1 protein-coding gene is annotated in these 19,515 nt (G+C 73.2%); it reads left to right on the top strand.

Annotated elements, in window-relative coordinates; all coding sequences use genetic code 11:
• Positions 1-9 precede the first annotated feature (9 nt).
• Positions 10-19,467, top strand: coding sequence for a type I polyketide synthase (locus ACZ6JY_RS38425; protein WP_469203862.1), 19,458 nt, complete (start codon positions 10-12; stop codon positions 19,465-19,467).
• Positions 19,468-19,515: the final 48 nt, after the last annotated feature.

The raw sequence follows: 19,515 nt of genomic DNA, 5'->3' as shown, positions 1-19,515 counted from the left end.
ACACGCCAGATGCAGAACGAGGACAAGCTCCGCGATTACCTCAAGCGGGCCACCACCGATCTGCGCACCGCACGCCGACGCCTGCGCGAGGTCGAGGAGCGGGAGAACGAGCCCATCGCGATCATCGGGATGAGCTGCCGCTACCCCGGCGGCGTCGAATCCCCCGAAGACCTCTGGCAGTTGGTGGCCGAGGGCCGCGACGCCGTGGTCGAGTTCCCCTCCGACCGCGGCTGGGACACCGACTCCCTCTACGACCCCGACCCCGACCACGCGGGCACCTCCATCACCCGCCACGGCGGCTTCCTCCAGGGCGCCGCCCGCTTCGACCCGGCGTTCTTCGGGGTCAGCCCGCGCGAGGCGCTCGCCATGGACCCGCAGCAGCGGCTGCTCCTGGAGACGTCCTGGGAGGCGTTCGAGCGCGCCGGCATCGACCCGGCACAGGCCAGGGACACCAAGACCGGCGTGTTCGCGGGCGTGATGTACAACGACTACGCGACACGGCTGCCGCAGGCCCCCGAAGGCTTCGAGGGCTTCCTCGCCAACGGCAGCGCCGGCAGCATCGCCTCGGGCCGGATCGCCTACACACTCGGCCTCGTCGGCCCCGCCGTGACGGTCGACACAGCATGCTCCTCTTCACTGGTCGCCCTGCACCTGGCGATGGTGGCGCTCCGCCGCGACGAATGCTCACTCGCCCTCGCGGGCGGCGCCACCTTCATGTCCACACCGCGCACGTTCGTCGAGTACAGCAGGCAGCGCGCCCTGTCCGTGGACGGCCGCTGCAAGGCCTTCTCCGACAGCGCCGACGGCACCGGCTGGGGCGAGGGCGTCGGCATGCTCCTGGTGGAGCGCCTGTCCGACGCCCAGCGCAACGGCCACCCCATCCTCGCCGTCGTCCGCGGCTCGGCGGTCAACCAGGACGGCGCGTCCCACGGCCTGACCGCGCCGAACGGCCCCTCCCAGCAGTCAGTGATCAACCAGGCCCTGGCCGGCGCACGGCTCACCCCCGCACAGGTCGACGCGGTCGAGGCGCACGGCACCGGCACCACCCTCGGCGACCCCATCGAGGCCCAGGCCCTGATCGGCACCTACGGCGCGGAACGGGAAACCGACCGCCCCCTGTGGCTCGGCTCGCTGAAGTCGAACATCGGCCACTCCCAGGCGGCGGCCGGAGCCGGCGGCATCATCAAGATGGTCATGGCGATGCGGCACGGCGTACTGCCCAAGACCCTGCACGTCGACGAGCCAAGCAGCCACGTCGACTGGTCCGCGGGCACCGTCGCGCTGCTGACCGAGGACCGGCCCTGGCCCCGGACAGGCGAACCGCGCCGCGCCGGTGTGTCCTCCTTCGGCGTCAGCGGCACCAACGCCCACGTCATCCTGGAAGAGGCGCCCGCGCCCGACCCGGAGAACACCACCGACGACACCGTTCCCGCACCCGCCCCGGCCGGGGACCGCCCGGCCCCCGCTGTCACACCGTGGGCGCTGTCCGCCCGGACCCCCGAGGCACTGCGCGCGCAGGCCGACCGCCTGCGGTCCGCCGTTGCCACCTCCGCCGACTTCGACCCCACGGGCATCGGCTTCTCGCTGGCCACCACACGGTCACTCTTCGAGCACCGCGCCGTACTCCTCGCAGAGGACCGGACCACCACCATCGACCGGCTCACCGCCCTCGCCGAGGAACGCGGCGGCCCCGGCGTCGTACTGGGCGAGGCGACGCCACACAGGCTCGGCTTCCTGTTCTCGGGTCAGGGCTCGCAGCGGCTCGGCATGGGCCGCGAACTGGCCGACCAGTACCCGGTGTTCGCGGACGCTCTGAACGCCGTACTGGATGAGTGCGATCCGCGGGTGCGTGAGGTGCTGTTCGGCGAGGACGCCGAGGCGCTGAACGAAACGGGGGTGACGCAGCCCGCGCTGTTCGCGGTGGAGGTGGCTCTCTTCCGTCTCCTTGAGTCGTGGGGTGTGCGGCCGGATGCGCTGGCGGGTCACTCGATCGGCGAGTTGGCGGCGGCCCATGTGGCGGGTGTGTGGTCGCTGGCTGATGCGGTGAAGGTGGTGTCGGCGCGGGGCGCGCTGATGCAGGCGCTGCCCGCGGGCGGTGCGATGGTCGCGGTTCAGGCGACCGAGGCCGAGATCGCCCCGGACCTGTCGGAGACGGTGGGTCTTGCCGCCGTCAACGGTCCGGACTCGGTGGTCGTCTCCGGTGTCGCCGCTGATGTTGAGATGGTCGCGGAGCGGTGGCGTGCGGCGGGCCGGAAGGTGTCCCGCCTGAAGGTCAGTCACGCGTTCCACTCGCCGCTGATGGAGCCGATGCTCGACGACTTCCGTCGGGTGCTTGAGGGTGTGTCGTACGAGGCGCCGACGGTTCCGATCGTGTCGACACTGACCGGTGTCCGTGCGAGCGCCGAGGAGTTGGCGTCGCCCGAGTACTGGGTACGGCACGTCCGTGAGTCCGTGCGCTTCCACGGCGCCGTCGCGGGGCTGCGCGAACAGGGCATCGATGTCTTCCTGGAGATCGGCCCCGGCGGCGTCCTCTCCGCTCTCGGGCAGCTCAACGCCCCCGAGGCCACCTTCGTACCCGCCCTGCGCGGCGACCGCCCCGAAGTCGTCGCCCTGGCCACCGCCGTCGGGCAACTCCACGTACAGGGTGTTCCGGTGGAGCTGGCCGCCCTCTTCGACGGCAGCGGGGCCCAGCGGGTCGACCTGCCGACGTACGCGTTCCAGCGCGAGCACTACTGGCTCGACGCCCCGGCAGCCCAGGCGGGCACCGAGCGGACATCGCCGGAGGAGGCACGGTTTTGGGCGGCCGTGGAGGAGGGTGACCCCGCGGATCTCGCCCGTACGCTGGGCGTGTCGTCCGACGATCCGCTGAGCGCGGTGCTGCCCCGCCTGTCCGCATGGCGCAGGAAGCAGCGGGACCGGCTGACGGCCGATGGCTGGCGGTACCGGGTCGAGTGGCGTGCGGTGACCGCCGCGTCCCGCCGGCCGGCCGGTACCTGGCTGGTCGTGGCGCCGGTTGGTGATGAGCGCGCCGAGTGGGTGCGGGCGTCGCTGACACGGAACGGTGCCGACGAGGCGCACGTCCTGCACGTGGACCCGGAGGCAGTCGACTGGCCGGAGCAGCTGACCGGGCTGCCGGCGCTGAGCGGTGTGGTCTCGCTGCTGGGATTCGCCGACGCGGGCGAGAAGACCGTACCCGCGGGTCTCGCGGCCACGGTCGGTCTGTTGCAGGCGCTTGACGACGTGGAGGCACCGCTGTGGTGCCTCACGTCGGGCGCGGTCTCGGCGGGTGCCGACGGTACGGGCGCCGATGATGCCGGTGCCGGTACGGGCGCGGATGGTGCCGGTGCCGATGACGCGGTCGTCGGGTATGAGCAGTCGATGCTGTGGGGCCTGGGCCGGGCCGCCGCGCTGGAGTACCCCGGCCGCTGGGGCGGCCTGATCGACCTGCCCCGGGTGCGGGACGAGCGGACCGGCGACCTCCTCGCCTCCGCCCTCACCGCATCCGGCGAAGACCAGATCGCCCTGCGCGGCGACGCGATCCTCGGCCGTAGGCTGGTGCCCGCCCCGCTGGGCGAGGCTTTCGAGGAGAGCTGGTCGCCGCGCGGCACCGTGCTCGTCACCGGCGGCACCGGCGCCCTCGGCGGCCACGTGGCACGCTGGCTCGCGACGCACGGAGCCGAGCACATCGTGCTGGCCGCCCGGCGCGGCCGGACCGCCCAGGGGGCCGAGGAACTGGAGGCCGAGCTCGTCGGTCTTGGCGCGCGCGTCACGTTCGCCGCCTGCGACGTGGCCGACCGGGACGCCGTCGCGGCGATGCTGGAGAGCATCCCGCCGCTCACCGCCGTCGTCCACACGGCGGGCGTCGAGCGCCCGGTGGCCCTCGCCGACATCGGCCCGGACGGCTTCGACCCGGATGGCCTCGCCCCGGACGACCTCACCGGGTCCACCGGGTCCACCGAGTCCACCGGGTTCGCCGAGTTCGCCGACGTGCTGGCCGCCAAGGCCGACGGCGCGCGGAACCTGCACGAACTCCTTGCCGACTCGCCCCTGGACGCGTTCGTCCTGTTCTCCTCCATCGCCGGCGTGTGGGGCAGTGGCGGACAGGCCGCCTACGGGGCCGCCAACGCCTACCTGGACGCCCTCGCCGACCACCGCCGGGCGGCGGGCCTGCCCGCCACGGCCGTCGCGTGGGGGCCGTGGGGCGGCGGCGGCATGGTCGAGGACTCCGGGCAGGCCGCGCACCTCAAGCGCCTCGGCCTGCTCACGATGGCTCCCGACGCGGCGCTCGCCGGCCTCGGCGCCGCCATCGCGCACGGCGACGCGAACGTCACCATCGCCGACGTCGACTGGGCCCGGTTCGCCGACACCTTCATGGCGCAGCGCCCGAGCGCACTCCTCGGCGAACTCCCCGCCGTCCGCGCCGTGGCCGACGCCGCGTCCGACGGCGTACTCGTGGAGCGGGGCGGCACGTCGGCTCTCGCGCAGCGGCTGGCCGGTCTGGACGAGGCCGAGCAGGAGCGGTACCTCACCGAGCTGGTCCGGTCCGAGGCCGCCGCGGTACTCGGCCACGCTTCCGCCGACGCCTTCTCCGCGACGCGCGCGTTCAGGGAGCTCGGCTTCGACTCCCTGACGGCCGTGGAGCTGCGCGCCCGCCTCAGCGAGGCCACCGGCATCGCCCTGTCCGCAGCTGTGGTCTTCGACTACCCGACGCCCGCCGCCCTGGCCGCCCACCTGCGCGCGACGCTCTCCGGAGCGGCGCCTGCCGCCTCCGGCTCCGGAGCCGTCACCGGCGAGAGCGACGAGCCGATCGCGATCGTGGCGATGGCGTGCCGCTACCCCGGCGGCGTGGCCAGTCCGGAGGACCTGTGGCAGGTCCTGCTGTCGGGCCAGGACACCGTGACGGAGTTCCCGACCGACCGCGGCTGGGACGTCGAGGCGCTCTACAGCCCCGACCCCGAGACAGCGGGCGTCGGTACGACGTACTCCCGCAGGGGCGCCTTCCTCGACCACGTGGCGGACTTCGACCCGACGTTCTTCGGCATCTCGCCGCGCGAGGCGCTGGCGATGGACCCGCAGCAGCGGCTGCTCCTGGAAACCTCCTGGGAGGCCTTCGAGCGGGCGGGCATCGACCCGACGTCGCTGCGCGGCAGCCGGTCGGGCGTGTTCGTCGGCACCAACGGCCAGGACTACACGACGCTGATGATGGCCGCGCCGGACAGCGTCGACGGCTACTTCGGCACCGGCAGCGCGGCGAGCGTCATCTCCGGCCGCCTGTCGTACACGTTCGGCCTCGAAGGCCCCGCGGTGACCGTGGACACGGCGTGTTCGTCCTCCCTGGTCGCCCTGCACCTGGCGGTCCAGGCACTGCGGAAGGGCGAGTGCGAGCTGGCCCTCGCCGGCGGCGTGACGGTGATGTCCACGCCCGCCGCCTTCGTGGAGTTCAGCCGCCAGCGCGGACTGTCCGTGGACGGCCGGTGCAAGGCCTTCGGGGCCGACGCGGACGGCACCGGCTGGGGCGAGGGCATCGGCATGCTGCTCGTCGAGCGCCTGTCGGACGCCCGACGCAACGGCCATCAGGTCCTCGCGGTCGTACGGGGTTCCGCAGTCAACCAGGACGGCGCGTCCAACGGGCTCACCGCACCCAACGGCCCCTCGCAGCAGCGGGTCATCAGGGCCGCGCTGGAGGCCACCGGCCTCGACCCGTCCGACGTGGACGCGGTCGAGGCACACGGCACCGGTACGAAGCTGGGTGACCCGATCGAGGCCGAGGCCATCCTTGCCACCTACGGCCAGGACCGCCCCGCCGACCGGCCGCTGTTGCTGGGCTCGATCAAGTCCAACATCGGTCACACGCAGGCGGCGGCCGGTGTGGCGGGCGTCATCAAGATGGTCATGGCGATGCGGCACGGCGTACTGCCGCGTACCTTGCACGCCGATGAACCGTCGCCGCACGTGGACTGGTCCGCGGGTGCGGTGGAGCTGCTCACCGAGGAGCGTGAGTGGCCGGTCGCGGACCGGCCGTGGCGGGCGGGTGTGTCGTCGTTCGGATTCAGCGGTACGAACGCCCACGCAGTCATCGAGCAGGCCCCGCAAGCCGTTCAAGCCCCGCAGGCCCCGGAGGGAGCAGTCCCGCAGCCCTCGCCGTCCGGCACGGTCGTCCCGTGGCCGCTGTCGGCCAAGAGCCCCGAGGCGCTGCGCGAGCAGGCCGCGCGGCTGAACTCCTTCGTGGACGGGTCGTCGGACCTGGACGTGGCGGACGTCGCCCGTACGCTGACGTTCTCGCGAGCGGCCTTCGAGCACCGCGCGGTGGTGGTCGCCGCGGAGCCCGCCGAGTTTCAGTCGGCGCTGACGGCACTCGCCGAGGGGCGGGGCGGCGCGGGCGTCGTGTCCGGCGAGGCCGCGCCGCACCGACTGGGTCTCCTGTTCTCGGGCCAGGGTTCGCAGCGTCTTGGCATGGGCCGTGAACTGGCCTCCCGTAATCCGCAGTTCGCTGCGGCCCTCGACGCCGTACTGGATGAGTGTGACCCGAGAGTGCGCGAAGTCCTCTTCGGTGAGGACGCCGACGCGCTGAACGAGACCGGGGTGACGCAGCCCGCGCTGTTCGCGGTGGAGGTGGCTCTGTTCCGTCTTCTCCAGGCGTGGGGTGTACGCCCCGATGTCCTGGCCGGGCACTCGATCGGCGAGTTGGCTGCCGCGCATGTGGCTGGTGTGTGGTCGCTGGCTGATGCGGTGAAGGTGGTGTCGGCGCGGGGTGCGCTGATGCAGGCGCTGCCCGCGGGCGGTGCGATGGTCGCGATCCAGGCGTCCGAGGCAGAGGTGGCCCCGGATCTGTCGGAGACCGTCGGCATCGCTGCGGTCAACGGCCCCACCTCGGTGGTCGTCTCCGGTGTCGCGGAGGACGTAGACGCGGTCGCGGAGAAGTGGCGTGAGGCGGGCCGCAAGGTGTCCCGCTTGAAGGTCAGCCACGCGTTCCACTCGCCGCTGATGGAGCCTATGCTCGGCGATTTCCGTCGGGTGCTCGAAGAGGTGTCGTACGAGGCGCCGTCGATCCCGATCGTGTCGACGCTGACCGGCGTCCGCGCGAGCGCCGAGGAGTTGGCCTCGCCTGAGTACTGGGTGCGGCACGTGCGCGAGTCGGTGCGGTTCGCCGATGCCGTGGAAGCACTGGTGGCCGAGGGCGTGGCGACGTTCGTCGAGGTCGGTCCTGGCGGCACGCTGTGCGCCCTGGGCCAGGAATCCGCGCCGGAAGCGGCCTTCGTACCGACACTGCGCGGCGACCGTCCCGAAGCGGTGGCTGCCACGACGGCTCTCGGCCAGTTGCACGTACGCGGTGTCGAGGTGGACTGGGAGGCGTTCTTCGCCGGTCGTGGTACGCGGCGGGTGGACCTGCCGACGTACGCCTTCCAGCGTGAGCGCTTCTGGTTGGACACCCCGGCCGTCGACCTGAGCGCCGAGCGGATATCGCCGGTGGAGGCGCGGTTCTGGGAGGTCGTGGAAGAGGGCGACATCGCGGACCTCGCCCGTACCCTGGACGTTTCGTCCGACGATCCGCTGAGCGCCGTGCTGCCCCGCCTGTCGGCGTGGCGCAGGAAGCAGCGCGACCGGTCCACGGCCGATGGCTGGCGGTATCGCGTCGAGTGGCGTCCGGTGGCCGCCGGGAGCCGGCAGTTGGACGGTGCCTGGCTGGTCGTCGCGGCGGCCGGTGAGGAGCGCGCCGAGTGGGTCGGCGACGCGCTGACCCGCAATGGCGCGGACGTACGTGTCCTGCGCGTGGACCCGGAAGCGGCCGACTGGGCGCGGCAGTTGGCCGACCCGTCGTCTCTGACCGGTGTGGTCTCGCTGCTGGGGCTCGCCGACGCGGGCGCGTCGACCGTGCCCGCGGGTGTCGCCGCCACGGTCGGTCTGCTACGGGCTATCGGGGAGGCCGACGTGCCGCTGTGGTGCGTGACGTCGGGCGCGGTGTCGGTGGTTGACGGTGACACCGCCGCCGGGTTCGAGCAGTCGATGCTGTGGGGCCTGGGCCGGGTGGCAGCCCTGGAGCAGCCCGGCCGCTGGGGCGGCCTCATCGACCTCCCTGAGGCGGCGGACGAGGCGCAGGAAGAGGGGGAGGGCGAGGCTCGGGAGGAGACCGGCGATCTGCTGGCTTCCGTGCTCGCCGGAACCAGTGGCGAGGACCAGGTCGCGCTGCGCGGCGGCAAGGTGATGAGCCGCAGGCTGGTGCCCGCTCCGGTGGGCCAGGCGTCCGGGGAGGGCTGGTCGCCGCGTGGCACGGTCCTCGTCACCGGCGGCACCGGAGCCCTGGGCGCGCATGTAGCCCGATGGCTGGCGGGCAAGGGCGCCGAGCATCTGCTCCTGACCAGCAGGCGCGGCCCGGCGGCCGAGGGTGCGCGGGAGCTTTGTGCGGAGCTGACCGCGCTCGGCGCCCGGGTCACCATCGCGGCCTGTGACGCGGCTGACCGGAACGCGCTGGCGGACGTACTCGCCTCGGTCCCCGCCGAGTTCCCGCTCACCGCGGTCGTCCACGCGGCCGGCATCGAACGCTCGGCGGCCCTCGCCGACATCGACCCGGACGGCCTCAGCCCGGATGACCTCACCGGGTTCACCGAGTTCGCCGATGTGCTGGCGGCCAAGGCCGACGGCGCGCGCAACCTGCACGAGCTCCTCGGCGACACGCCCCTGGACGCGTTCGTCCTGTTCTCCTCCATCGCCGGCGTGTGGGGCAGCAGCGGACAGGGCGCGTACGCGGCTGCCAACGCCTATCTCGACGGCCTCGCCGACCACCGCCGGGCGGCGTGCCTGCCCGCCACGGCCGTCGCGTGGGGACCGTGGGGCGGCGGCGGCATGGTCGCGACCGACGCGCAGGCCACGCGGCTGCACCGCTGGGGCCTCGGGACCATGGCCCCGGAGGTGGCGATCGCGGGTCTCGCCACGGCCCTGGAGCGCGGGGACGGCACCATCGTCGTCGCCGACGTCGACTGGACCCGGTTCGCCGGCACCTTCATGGCACAGCGCCCCAGCGCACTCCTCGGCGAACTCCCCGAAGTACGCGAGGTGTTCGATGCCCTCCCCGCGGAGCAGGGCGGCACGTCGGCCCTCGCGCAGCGGCTGGCCGGTCTCGACGAGGCCGAGCAGGAGCGGCACCTCACCGAGCTGGTCCGGTACGAGGCCGCCGCGGTGCTCGGCCACGTATCCGGCGACGCCTTTCCCCCGACGCGCGCGTTCAAGGAGCTCGGCTTCGACTCCCTGACGGCCGTCGAGCTGCGCGCCCGGCTCCGCGATGCCACGGGCATCGCCCTGCCCGCGACCCTGGTCTTCGACTACCCGACGGCCGCCGCCCTGGCCGCCTACCTGCGCGTCGAACTGTGCGGAGCGGACGCGACACCCACCTCCGCCACGCCGGTCGCCCCCTCCGGTGTGACCGATGAGCCGATCGCGATCGTGTCGATGGCGTGCCGGTTCCCCGGCGGTGTGACGAGCCCCGAGGACCTGTGGGACTTCCTCCGGGCGGGCGGGGACGCGGTCACGGAGTTCCCGGCCGACCGCGGCTGGGACGTCGAGGCACTGTACGACCCCGACCCGGACTCGGTGGGTACCACCTACCTGCGTTCCGGCGCGTTCATGACCGACGTGAGCGCCTTCGACGCCGGGTTCTTCGGCATCTCGCCGCGCGAGGCGCTGGCGATGGACCCCCAGCAGCGGCTGCTCCTCGAAACGTCCTGGGAACTCCTCGAACGCGCGGGGATCGACTCGGCGTCGCTGCGCGGTGAACGCGTCGGCGTGTTCGTCGGGTCGAATGCCCAGGACTACAGCGTTGTCCTCGGCGGCGCCTGCGAGGACGTGGGCGGTTACGTGGCGACCGGCAACGCGGCCAGCGTGGCCTCGGGCCGCCTGTCGTACACCTTCGGCTTTGAAGGCCCGGCGGTCACGGTGGACACGGCGTGCTCGTCGTCGCTGGTGGCCCTGCACCTGGCGGTCCAGGCCCTGCGCTCGGGTGAGTGCGAGATGGCGCTCGCGGGTGGTGTGACGGTGATGTCGACGCCGGGCGCGTTCATCGAGTTCAGCCGGCAGCGCGGACTGTCTCAGGACGGCAGGTGCAAGGCATTCGGAGCGGGCGCCGACGGCACGAGCTGGGGCGAGGGCGTCGGCATGCTCTTCGTCGAGCGTCTTTCGGACGCCCGACGCAACGGCCACCCGGTGCTCGCGGTCGTACGGGGTTCCGCAGTCAACCAGGACGGCGCGTCCAACGGCCTGACCGCACCCAACGGCCCCTCCCAGCAGCGCGTCATCCGCCAGGCGCTCGCCAGCGCGGGCCTCACGCCGTCGGATGTCGACGCGGTCGAGGCGCACGGCACGGGCACGAAGCTGGGTGACCCGATCGAGGCGCAGGCGCTCCTTGCCACCTACGGGCAGGACCGCGGCGGTGACCGGCCTCTATTGCTGGGCTCGGTGAAGTCCAACATCGGTCACACGCAGGCGGCGGCCGGTGTGGCGGGCGTCATCAAGATGGTCATGGCGATGCGGCACGGCGTGCTGCCGCGTACCTTGCACGCCGATGAGCCGTCGCCGCACGTGGACTGGTCCGCGGGTGCGGTGGAGCTGCTCACCGAGGAGCGTGGATGGCCGGTCGCGGACCGGCCGTGGCGGGCGGGTGTGTCGTCGTTCGGGTTCAGCGGTACGAACGCCCACGCCGTCATCGAGCAGGCACCTGCGGTCGAGCGGGAGGAAACCTCGGAGCCGAGGGCACATGACGGCGGCCCGGTGCCGTGGGTGCTGTCGGCGGGCGACGAGGGCGCCCTGCGCGACCAGGCCGGGCGTCTGCTGGCCCTGGTGGACGAGCACTCTCCCATCGACGTCGGATACTCGCTCGCGACCTCGCGGTCGGTACTGGACCACCGTGCGGTGGTGGTGGCCTCCGACCGTGCGGAGTTCCTGGCGGCCCTGACGGCCATGGCCGACGGCCGGACAAACGGAGCCGTGATCAGCTCGGTCGCCGGTGAGCCCGGCCGGCTGGCTTTCCTGTTCTCGGGTCAGGGTTCGCAGCGTCTTGGGATGGGCCGTGAACTGGCCTCCCGGTATCCGGAGTTCGCCGACGCGCTGGACGCCGTACTGGATGAGTGTGACCCGAGAGTGCGCGAAGTCCTCTTCGGTGAGGACGCCGACGCGCTGAATGAGACGGGGGTGACGCAGCCCGCGTTGTTCGCGGTGGAGGTGGCTCTGTTCCGTCTTCTCCAGGCGTGGGGGGTACGCCCCGATGTCCTGGCCGGGCACTCGATCGGTGAGTTGGCTGCCGCGCATGTGGCGGGTGTGTGGTCGCTGGCTGATGCGGTGAAGGTGGTGTCGGCGCGGGGTGCGCTGATGCAGGCGCTGCCCGCGGGCGGTGCGATGGTTGCGATCCAGGCGTCCGAGGCAGAGGTGGCCCCGGATCTGTCGGAGACCGTCGGCATCGCTGCGGTCAACGGCCCCACCTCGGTGGTCGTCTCCGGTGTCGCGGAGGACGTTGACGCGGTCGCGGCGAAGTGGCGTGCGGCGGGCCGGAAGGTGTCGCGGCTGAAGGTCAGCCATGCGTTCCACTCGCCGCTGATGGACCCGATGCTGGACGAGTTCCGTCGGGTGCTTGAGGGCGTGTCGTACGAGGTGCCCAAGCTTCCGATCGTGTCGACGCTGACGGGCGGCCCGGCCACTGCCGATGAGCTGATGTCGGTGGAGTACTGGGTGCGGCATGTGCGGGAGCCGGTGCGGTTCCATGACGCGGTGGTGGCGCTGCGTGCGCAGGGCGCGGAGATGTTCGTCGAGGTCGGGCCCGGCGGTACGCTGTCCGCTCTGGGGCTGGGGTGTGCGCCGGACGCGGTGTTCCTGCCCGCGCTGCGTACGGACCGGCCGGAGGGGGCCGCGCTTGTCACCGCTGTCGCTGCCCTGCACACGCGGGGTGTGACGGTCGACTGGGCCGCGTATTTCGCGGGCAGCGGAGCCCGGCGGATCGATCTGCCCACGTACGCCTTCCAGCGCGAGCGCTACTGGATGGACGCCCGGCCCGCCGTCGCCGGAGCCGCGCCGAACGCGGACGAGGCGCGGTTCTGGGCCGCGGTGGACGGCGAGGAGGCGACCGCGCTCGCGTCGTCCCTGGGCATCACCGAGGACGGGGCGACCGACTCGCTCCGCGCCGTGCTGCCGTTCCTGACGTCGTGGCGGCGCAGGAGCCACGAGAAGACCACGTTGGACCAGTGGCGTTACACCGTCGGGTGGAAGTCCGTCGGTGTCCCCGCCACGACGCCGCCCTCGGGCACCTGGCTGATCGTGGCGCACGCCGGAGACGAGCGCGCCCGTGCGTTGAGCGGACTGCTCACCGGCGGCGGCCTGGCGCTCACCGTCGTCGAGGTCGACGGGGCGGCGGACCGCGCGGGGCTTGCCGACGCGCTGCGCACGGCCGTCGAGCGGGCGCCCGCGCACCAGGAAGGGATCGGCGGAGTCCTGTCGCTGCTGGCGTTCGACGAGTCGCCGCACGCCGACCACCCCGCGGTGCCGAACGGCGTCGCGGCCACCCTCGCGCTGGTGCAGGCGCTCGGCGACGCCGACGTACAGGCGCCGCTGTGGTGCGTGACGTCGGGTGCGGTGGCCGCGGTCGCGGATGACACGGTCGCGGGGTTCGCGCAGTCGATGGTGTGGGGTCTCGGCCGGGCCGCGGCGCTCGAACACCCGGCCCGCTGGGGCGGACTGGTCGACCTGCCGGACACGGTGGACGAGCGGGTGGCCGCACGGCTGTGCGGACTCCTCGGCGGGGCGGAGGACCAGGTCGCCGTACGCGGCACCGGCGTCTTCACGCGCCGACTCCGCAGGGCCGACGCCCGGGCCACCACGGGCCCCGGCTCCGGTTCCGGCTCCGGCTGGACCCCGCGCGGCACGGTCCTGGTGACCGGCGGTCTCGGCGCCCTGGGTGCGAGGGCCGCGCGCTGGACCGCCGAGCACGGCGCCGAGCACGTCGTCCTGGTCAGCCGTCGCGGCAGCGCGGCCGAGGGCGCCGCGGAGTTGGAGGCCGAGCTCGTCGGTCTCGGCGCCCGCGTCACCGTCGCCGCCGTCGACATCGCCGACCGGGAAGGGCTCGCCGCGCTGCTCGACGGCCTGGCCGCCGCCGGTGACCGGGTCGACGCCGTCGTGCACACCGCCGGACTCAACGACAGCACCCCCGTCCAGGAGACCGACCTCGCGCGTTTCGCGGACGTGGTCGGCGCCAAGGTCGCGGGCGCAGGGCACCTGCACGAACTGCTCGCCGACACACCGCTCGACGCCTTCCTCTCGTACTCCTCCATCGCCGGCGTCTGGGGCAGCGGCGGCCAGGTCGGCTACAGCGCCGCCAACGCCTACCTCGACGCGCTCGCCGAACACCGCACCGCCCACGGCCTGCCCGGCACAGCCGTGGCCTGGGGTCCCTGGGGCGGCGGCGGGATGGCCGACGACGAGGCACAGCGGCAGCTCTCACGGCGCGGACTCCTGACGCTGCCGCCCGAACTCGCGGTGGGCGCCATCGCCGACGCGGTCGGCGGCGGCACGGCGAGCACGGTCGTCGCGGACGTCGACTGGGAGAGGTTCGCACCCGCGTTCACCATCGGCAGGCCCAGCCCGCTCCTCGCCGACCTGCCCGAAGCACGTGACGCCGTCGCGGGCCGGAACGCCGGTGCCGGCGGACCCTCGGAAGCGGGCGGCTCCGACCGGGGCGGGGCGGAGCTGCGGGGCCGGCTCACCGGCCTGGACGCGGCCAAGCGGGGCGAACTGGTGCGTGGCCTGGTGGTGGCGCAGGCGGCCACCGTCCTCGGGCACACCACGGCCGGTGCCGTCGACGCCGACCGCGCCTTCCGCGACCTGGGCTTCGACTCACTGACCGCCGTGGAACTGCGCAACGCGCTGGCCACCGCGACCGGCCTGACCCTGCCCGCGACCGTGGTCTTCGACTACCCCACCCCCGCTGCGCTCGCCGACCACCTGCTGTCGGCCGTCGTGGAACCGCACGGCGAAGCACCCCCGGCACCGGACGCCGCACCGCCGGCCGTGTCCGACGAGCCGATCGCGATCGTGGCGATGGCGTGCCGGTACCCCGGGGGTGTGGCGAGCCCGGAGGACCTGTGGCAGGTGCTCATGTCGGGCGGGGACGCGGTGACGGACTTCCCGGCCGACCGCGGCTGGGACATCGAGGCACTGTACGACCCGGACCCCGCGGGCATCGGCACGACGTACTCACGCAGAGGCGCCTTCCTCGACCAGGTGGCGGACTTCGACGCGACGTTCTTCGGGACCTCACCGCGTGAGGCGCTGGCGATGGACCCGCAGCAGCGGCTGCTCCTGGAAACCTCCTGGGAGGCCTTCGAGCGGGCCGGCATCGACCCGAACTCGGTCCGCGGCGAGCGTGTCGGCGTGTTCGTCGGCTCCAACGTGCAGGACTACGGACTGGTCCTCGGCGACGCCGTGGAGGACGTGGGCGGGCACGTGGCCACGGGCAGCGCGGCCAGCGTCATGTCGGGCAGGCTGTCGTACACGTTCGGCCTCGAAGGCCCCGCGGTGACGGTGGACACGGCGTGCTCGTCGTCCCTGGTCGCCCTGCACCTGGCGGCGCAGGCCCTGCGCTCGGGTGAGTGCGAGATGGCGCTCGCGGGCGGTGTGACGGTGATGTCGACGCCGGGCGCGTTCATCGAGTTCAGCCGGCAGCGCGGACTGTCCGTGGACGGCCGGTGCAAGGCGTTCTCCGACAGCGCCGACGGCACCGGCTGGGGCGAGGGCATCGGCATGCTGATCGTCGAGCGGCTCTCCGACGCCCAACGCAACGGGCACCAGGTCCTCGCGGTCGTACGGGGTTCCGCAGTCAACCAGGACGGCGCGTCCAACGGCCTGACCGCCCCCAACGGCCCCTCCCAGCAGCGCGTCATCCGCCAGGCGCTCGCCAGCGCGGGCCTCACACCGGCGGACGTGGACGCCGTCGAGGCGCACGGCACCGGCACCACCCTCGGCGACCCGATCGAGGCGCAGGCCCTGCTCGCCACCTATGGCCAGGGCCGCCCCGCCGAGCGGCCGCTCCAATTGGGGTCGGTGAAGTCCAACATCGGTCACACCCAGGCCGCGGCCGGTGTCGCCGGTGTGATCAAGATGGTGATGTCGATGCGGCACGGCGTACTGCCGAAGACACTGCACGTCACCGAGCCGTCGTCGCACGTGGACTGGTCGGCGGGAGCGATGGAACTGCTCACCGACCGGCGCGAGTGGCCTGCCGTGGACCGCCCCTGGCGGGCCGGTGTGTCATCGTTCGGCTTCAGCGGAACCAACGCGCACACCATCATCGAGCAGGCCCCCGAACCGACGGCCCCCGAGACGGCGTCCCCCGACATCACAGCGACGGCGCCGGGCGTCGTACCGACTGAGCCGGGCGTCGTGCCGTGGGTGCTGTCGGCGCGGTCCGTCGAAGCCCTGCGGGAGCAGGCGTCCCGCCTCCGCGACGACTTCGAGCGCGGCGACGCGGCCGTGACGGCCGCCGACATCGCCCACTCACTGAGGGCCCGCTCGGTGTTCGACCACCGGGCCGTGGTGGTGGGCCTGGACCGGGAGGACTTCCGCACCGGCCTCACCGCCCTGGCCGAAGGCCGCGAGGCGCCGAACGTCGTGACCGGCACGGCCGAGAACCGCGGCACCGGAACGGTGTTCGTCTTCCCCGGCCACGGCACGCAGTGGGTCGGCATGGCCCTGGAACTCCTCGACTCCTCACCGGTGTTCCGCACACGGATGGAGGAGTGCGCCCAGGCACTGGGCGAGTACGTCGACTGGTCGCTCCTCGACGCGATCAAGGACCCCGGCCTGATGGAGCGCCTCGACGTCGTCCAGCCCGCCCTGTTCGCGGTGATGGTGTCACTGGCCGCCACCTGGCGGTCCTGGGGCGTCGAGCCGAGCGCCGTACTGGGACACTCCCAGGGCGAGATCGCCGCGGCATGCGTCGCGGGCGCCCTGTCCCTGCCGGACGCCGCCCGGCTGGCCGTCCTGCGCAGCAAGGCCCTGACCGCGCTGGCCGGCCAAGGCGGCATGGCCTCACTCGCCCTCGGCGCGGACGAGGCACGCGAACTCATCGCCCGCTGGGACGGCCGGCTCGCCGTCGGCGTGGTGAACGGCCCCGCCTCGGTCGTCGTCTCCGGTGACATCACCGCGCTGGACGAGCTGATGGAGGTCTGCGCCGAACGCGGTGTATGGGCACGGCGGGTCAACGCCGACTACGCCCCGCACTCCCACCACGTCGAACGCGTCGAGGCGGAACTCCTCGACGGCCTCGCGGACGTGACTCCGCGCTCCGGCGACGTGCCGTACCACTCGCCGCTGACCGGCGGCTGGCTCGACACCCGCGACCTGGACGCCTCGTACTGGTACCGCAGCCTGCGGCAGCCGGTGGAGTTCGCGGACTCCGTCACCACCCTGGTGGCGGAAGGCTTCACCACCTTCGTCGAGGTCAGCCCGCACCCGGTCCTGGTGGCCGGGCTCGGCGAACTGACCGGCACCGACGGCCTGGTCACCGGCTCCCTGCGGCGCGGCGACGGCGGCCGGGACCGGCTGCTGAACTCGGCGAGCAGACTGTTCGTGCGCGGCTGCCGGATCGACTGGCCGCTGCCCGAAGCCCGGCGCGTCGACCTCCCCACCTACCCCTTCCAGCGCCGGCGCTTCTGGCCCACGACGACGCACACCACCTCCGGCGACGTGACATCGGCGGGCCTCGGCCGGGTCGAGCACCCGCTGCTCGCCGCCGTCACCGAACTCGCCGACTCCCAGGGCCTGGTGTTCAGCGGCAGACTGTCCCTGCGCACCCACCCCTGGCTCACCGACTACCGCGTCCTGGACACCGCGGTACTCCCCGGCGCGGCCTACGTGGACCTCGCGCTGCGCGCCGGCGACCACGTCGGCTGCGCCTCCCTCGACGACCTGGTCCTCGAAGCGCCCCTCGTGCTGCCCGAACGGGACGGCGTCCACATACGGCTCAGCCTCAACGGTCCCGACGCGTCCGGCAGGCGCGCGTTCACCGTGGACTCCCGTACCGACGAGGGCGGGGACTGGGCCCGCCACGCCACCGGCACCCTGACGGCCCAGGCGCCCCCCGTCACCGACGACCTCGTGGCCTGGCCGCCCGGCGAAGCCGAACCGGTCGACCTGGAACAGCACTACGCCACCCTCGCCGCATCCGGCCTCGACCACGGCCCCGCCTTCCAGGGGCTGCGCGCAGCCTGGCGCAAGGGCGACGAGGTGTTCGCCGAAGTGACACTGCCCGACGGCCTCGCCGACACCGGCTTCGGCCTGCACCCGGCACTCCTGGACGCCGCGCTGCACGCCACCGGGCTCGGGACGAGCGCGCAGGGGCTGCCGTTCTCCTGGGCCGGGGTACGGCTCCTGGCGACCGGAGCGACAGCGCTGCGGGTCCGGCTGACACCGGTCGGCGTGGACGCCGTCGCCGTACTCGCCGCCGACGGCTCCGGCGAACCGGTCGCCGCCGTCGACGAACTGAGCCTGCGCCCCCTCTCCGCCGACCAGCTCAACGCCGCGCGCTCCGCCCACCGCGACTCGCTCTTCGAGGTCACATGGGCGCCGATGCCGGACGCCGTACCCGAAACCGGCACCTGGGCGGTCCTCGGCGGCGACACCGCCCGCCTCGCCCACGCGCTCACCGCGGCAGGCGAACCGGTCGACGAGCACCCCGACCTGGCCGCGCTCCTCGCCGCCGTCGACGCCGGCATGCCCGCACCGCGGTGCGTGGCCGTGACACCCGCGGAGAACGCGACGACCCCGCGCGAGGCGACGCACCACACCCTGGACCTGCTCCAGAAGTGGCTCGCGGACGACCGGCTCGCCGCATCGCGGCTCGTCTTCGTGACGAGCGGCGCCGTACCGGCAGGACCTGACGACGCCGTACCGGACCTGGTACGCGCTCCCGCCTGGGGCCTGGTGCGCTCGGCACAGACCGAGCACCCGGCACGGTTCGTCCTGGCCGACGTGGACGGCGACGAGAAGTCGCTGCGGAAGCTGCCCGCCGCCGTGGCGACCGGCGAACCGCAGGTGGTCATCAGGAACGGCACCGCCACGGTGGCCAGACTCGCGCGGCTCACCGCCCCCGCGGAAGCCCCCGCCGACGCCCCCGAGCAGCCCGCCTTCACCCCCGAAAGCACCGTGCTGATCACCGGCGGCCTCGGCGTACTCGGCGGCCTCACCGCACGCCACCTCGCCACCCACCACGGCGTACGGGATCTCGTACTGACCGGCAGGCGCGGCCCGGCCACACCAGGAGCGGAGGAACTGCACCGGGAACTGACCGACCTCGGCGCACGGGTCACCGTCGCCGCATGCGACGTCAGCGACCGCGCCGCCCTCGCCGCACTCCTCGCCGAACACCCCGTCACCGCCGTCATCCACACGGCGGGCGCCCTGGACGACAGCGTGATCGAGTCTCTGACCCCGGAACACATCGACACCGTGTTCGCACCCAAGGCCGACGCCGCGCTGCACCTGCACGAACTGACCAGAGAGCAGGACCTCACCGCGTTCGTGCTGTTCTCCGCCGCAGCCGGTGTGTTCGGCGGCCCCGGCCAAGGCAACTACGCGGCCGCCAACGCCTACCTCGACGCGCTCGCCCAGCACCGCAGGGCCGCGGGGCTGCCCGCCACCTCACTGGCCTGGGGCCTGTGGGCCGAGGCCAGCGGCATCACCGGCCACCTCGACGACGCCGACGTACAGCGGATGGCCAGGGGCGGCATGACCCCGCTGTCCAACACCGCCGGCATGGCACTGTTCGACGCCGCGCAGACGACCGGCACCGCCACCGCGGTACCCGCCGCGCTCAACCTCACCGCACTGCGGGCCGACCCGGAACAGGTGCGGCCACTGCTGCGCGGCCTGGTGCCCACACCCGGCCGCCGGTCCGCACGCTCCGGCGACGGCTCCAACGCGGCCCCGGTCCCGCTCGCCCAACGGCTCGCCGGCCTCACCGAAGCGGAGCAGGACCGCGCCCTGGTGCAACTCGTACGCACCCACACCGCGGCCGTGCTCGGCTTCCCCGGCCCGGAGGCCGTCGAGGCCGACCGCGCGTTCAAGGAGCTCGGCTTCGACTCCCTCACCGCCGTGGAACTGCGCAACAGACTCGACGCCGAGGTCGAATCACGACTGCCCGCCACCCTGGTGTTCGACCACCCCAACCCGGCGGCACTCGCGGCCCACCTGCGCACGACGGTGCTCACCGGCGACGGCACACCCGCCGCCGCGGTGCTCGGCGAACTGAACAAGCTGACGGTCACCATCTCCAAACTCGACCCCAACGACGCCCTGGCCGGAGACATCCGGCTGCGGCTCCGCTCGCTCCTGTCCACCTGGGACGAGAGCGAACCCGAGGCCCCGGCGGACGACCTGACATCGGCAACCCTCGACGACGTCTTCGACATCATCGACGAGGAACTCGGAAAGTCCTGACCAGCGGGAACGCACTCTCACCAATCTGACCAGCCGGGTACGCACTCC

Source organism: Streptomyces sp. NPDC046335 (assembly GCF_055587985.1).
This window is presented reverse-complemented; position numbering and strand designations above follow the sequence as displayed.

Excerpts from the sequence above, each read along its gene's own strand:
- ACZ6JY_RS38425 (WP_469203862.1), top strand. The coding sequence starts at position 10 with ATGCAGAACGAGGACAAGCTCCGCGATTACCTCAAGCGGGCCACCACC.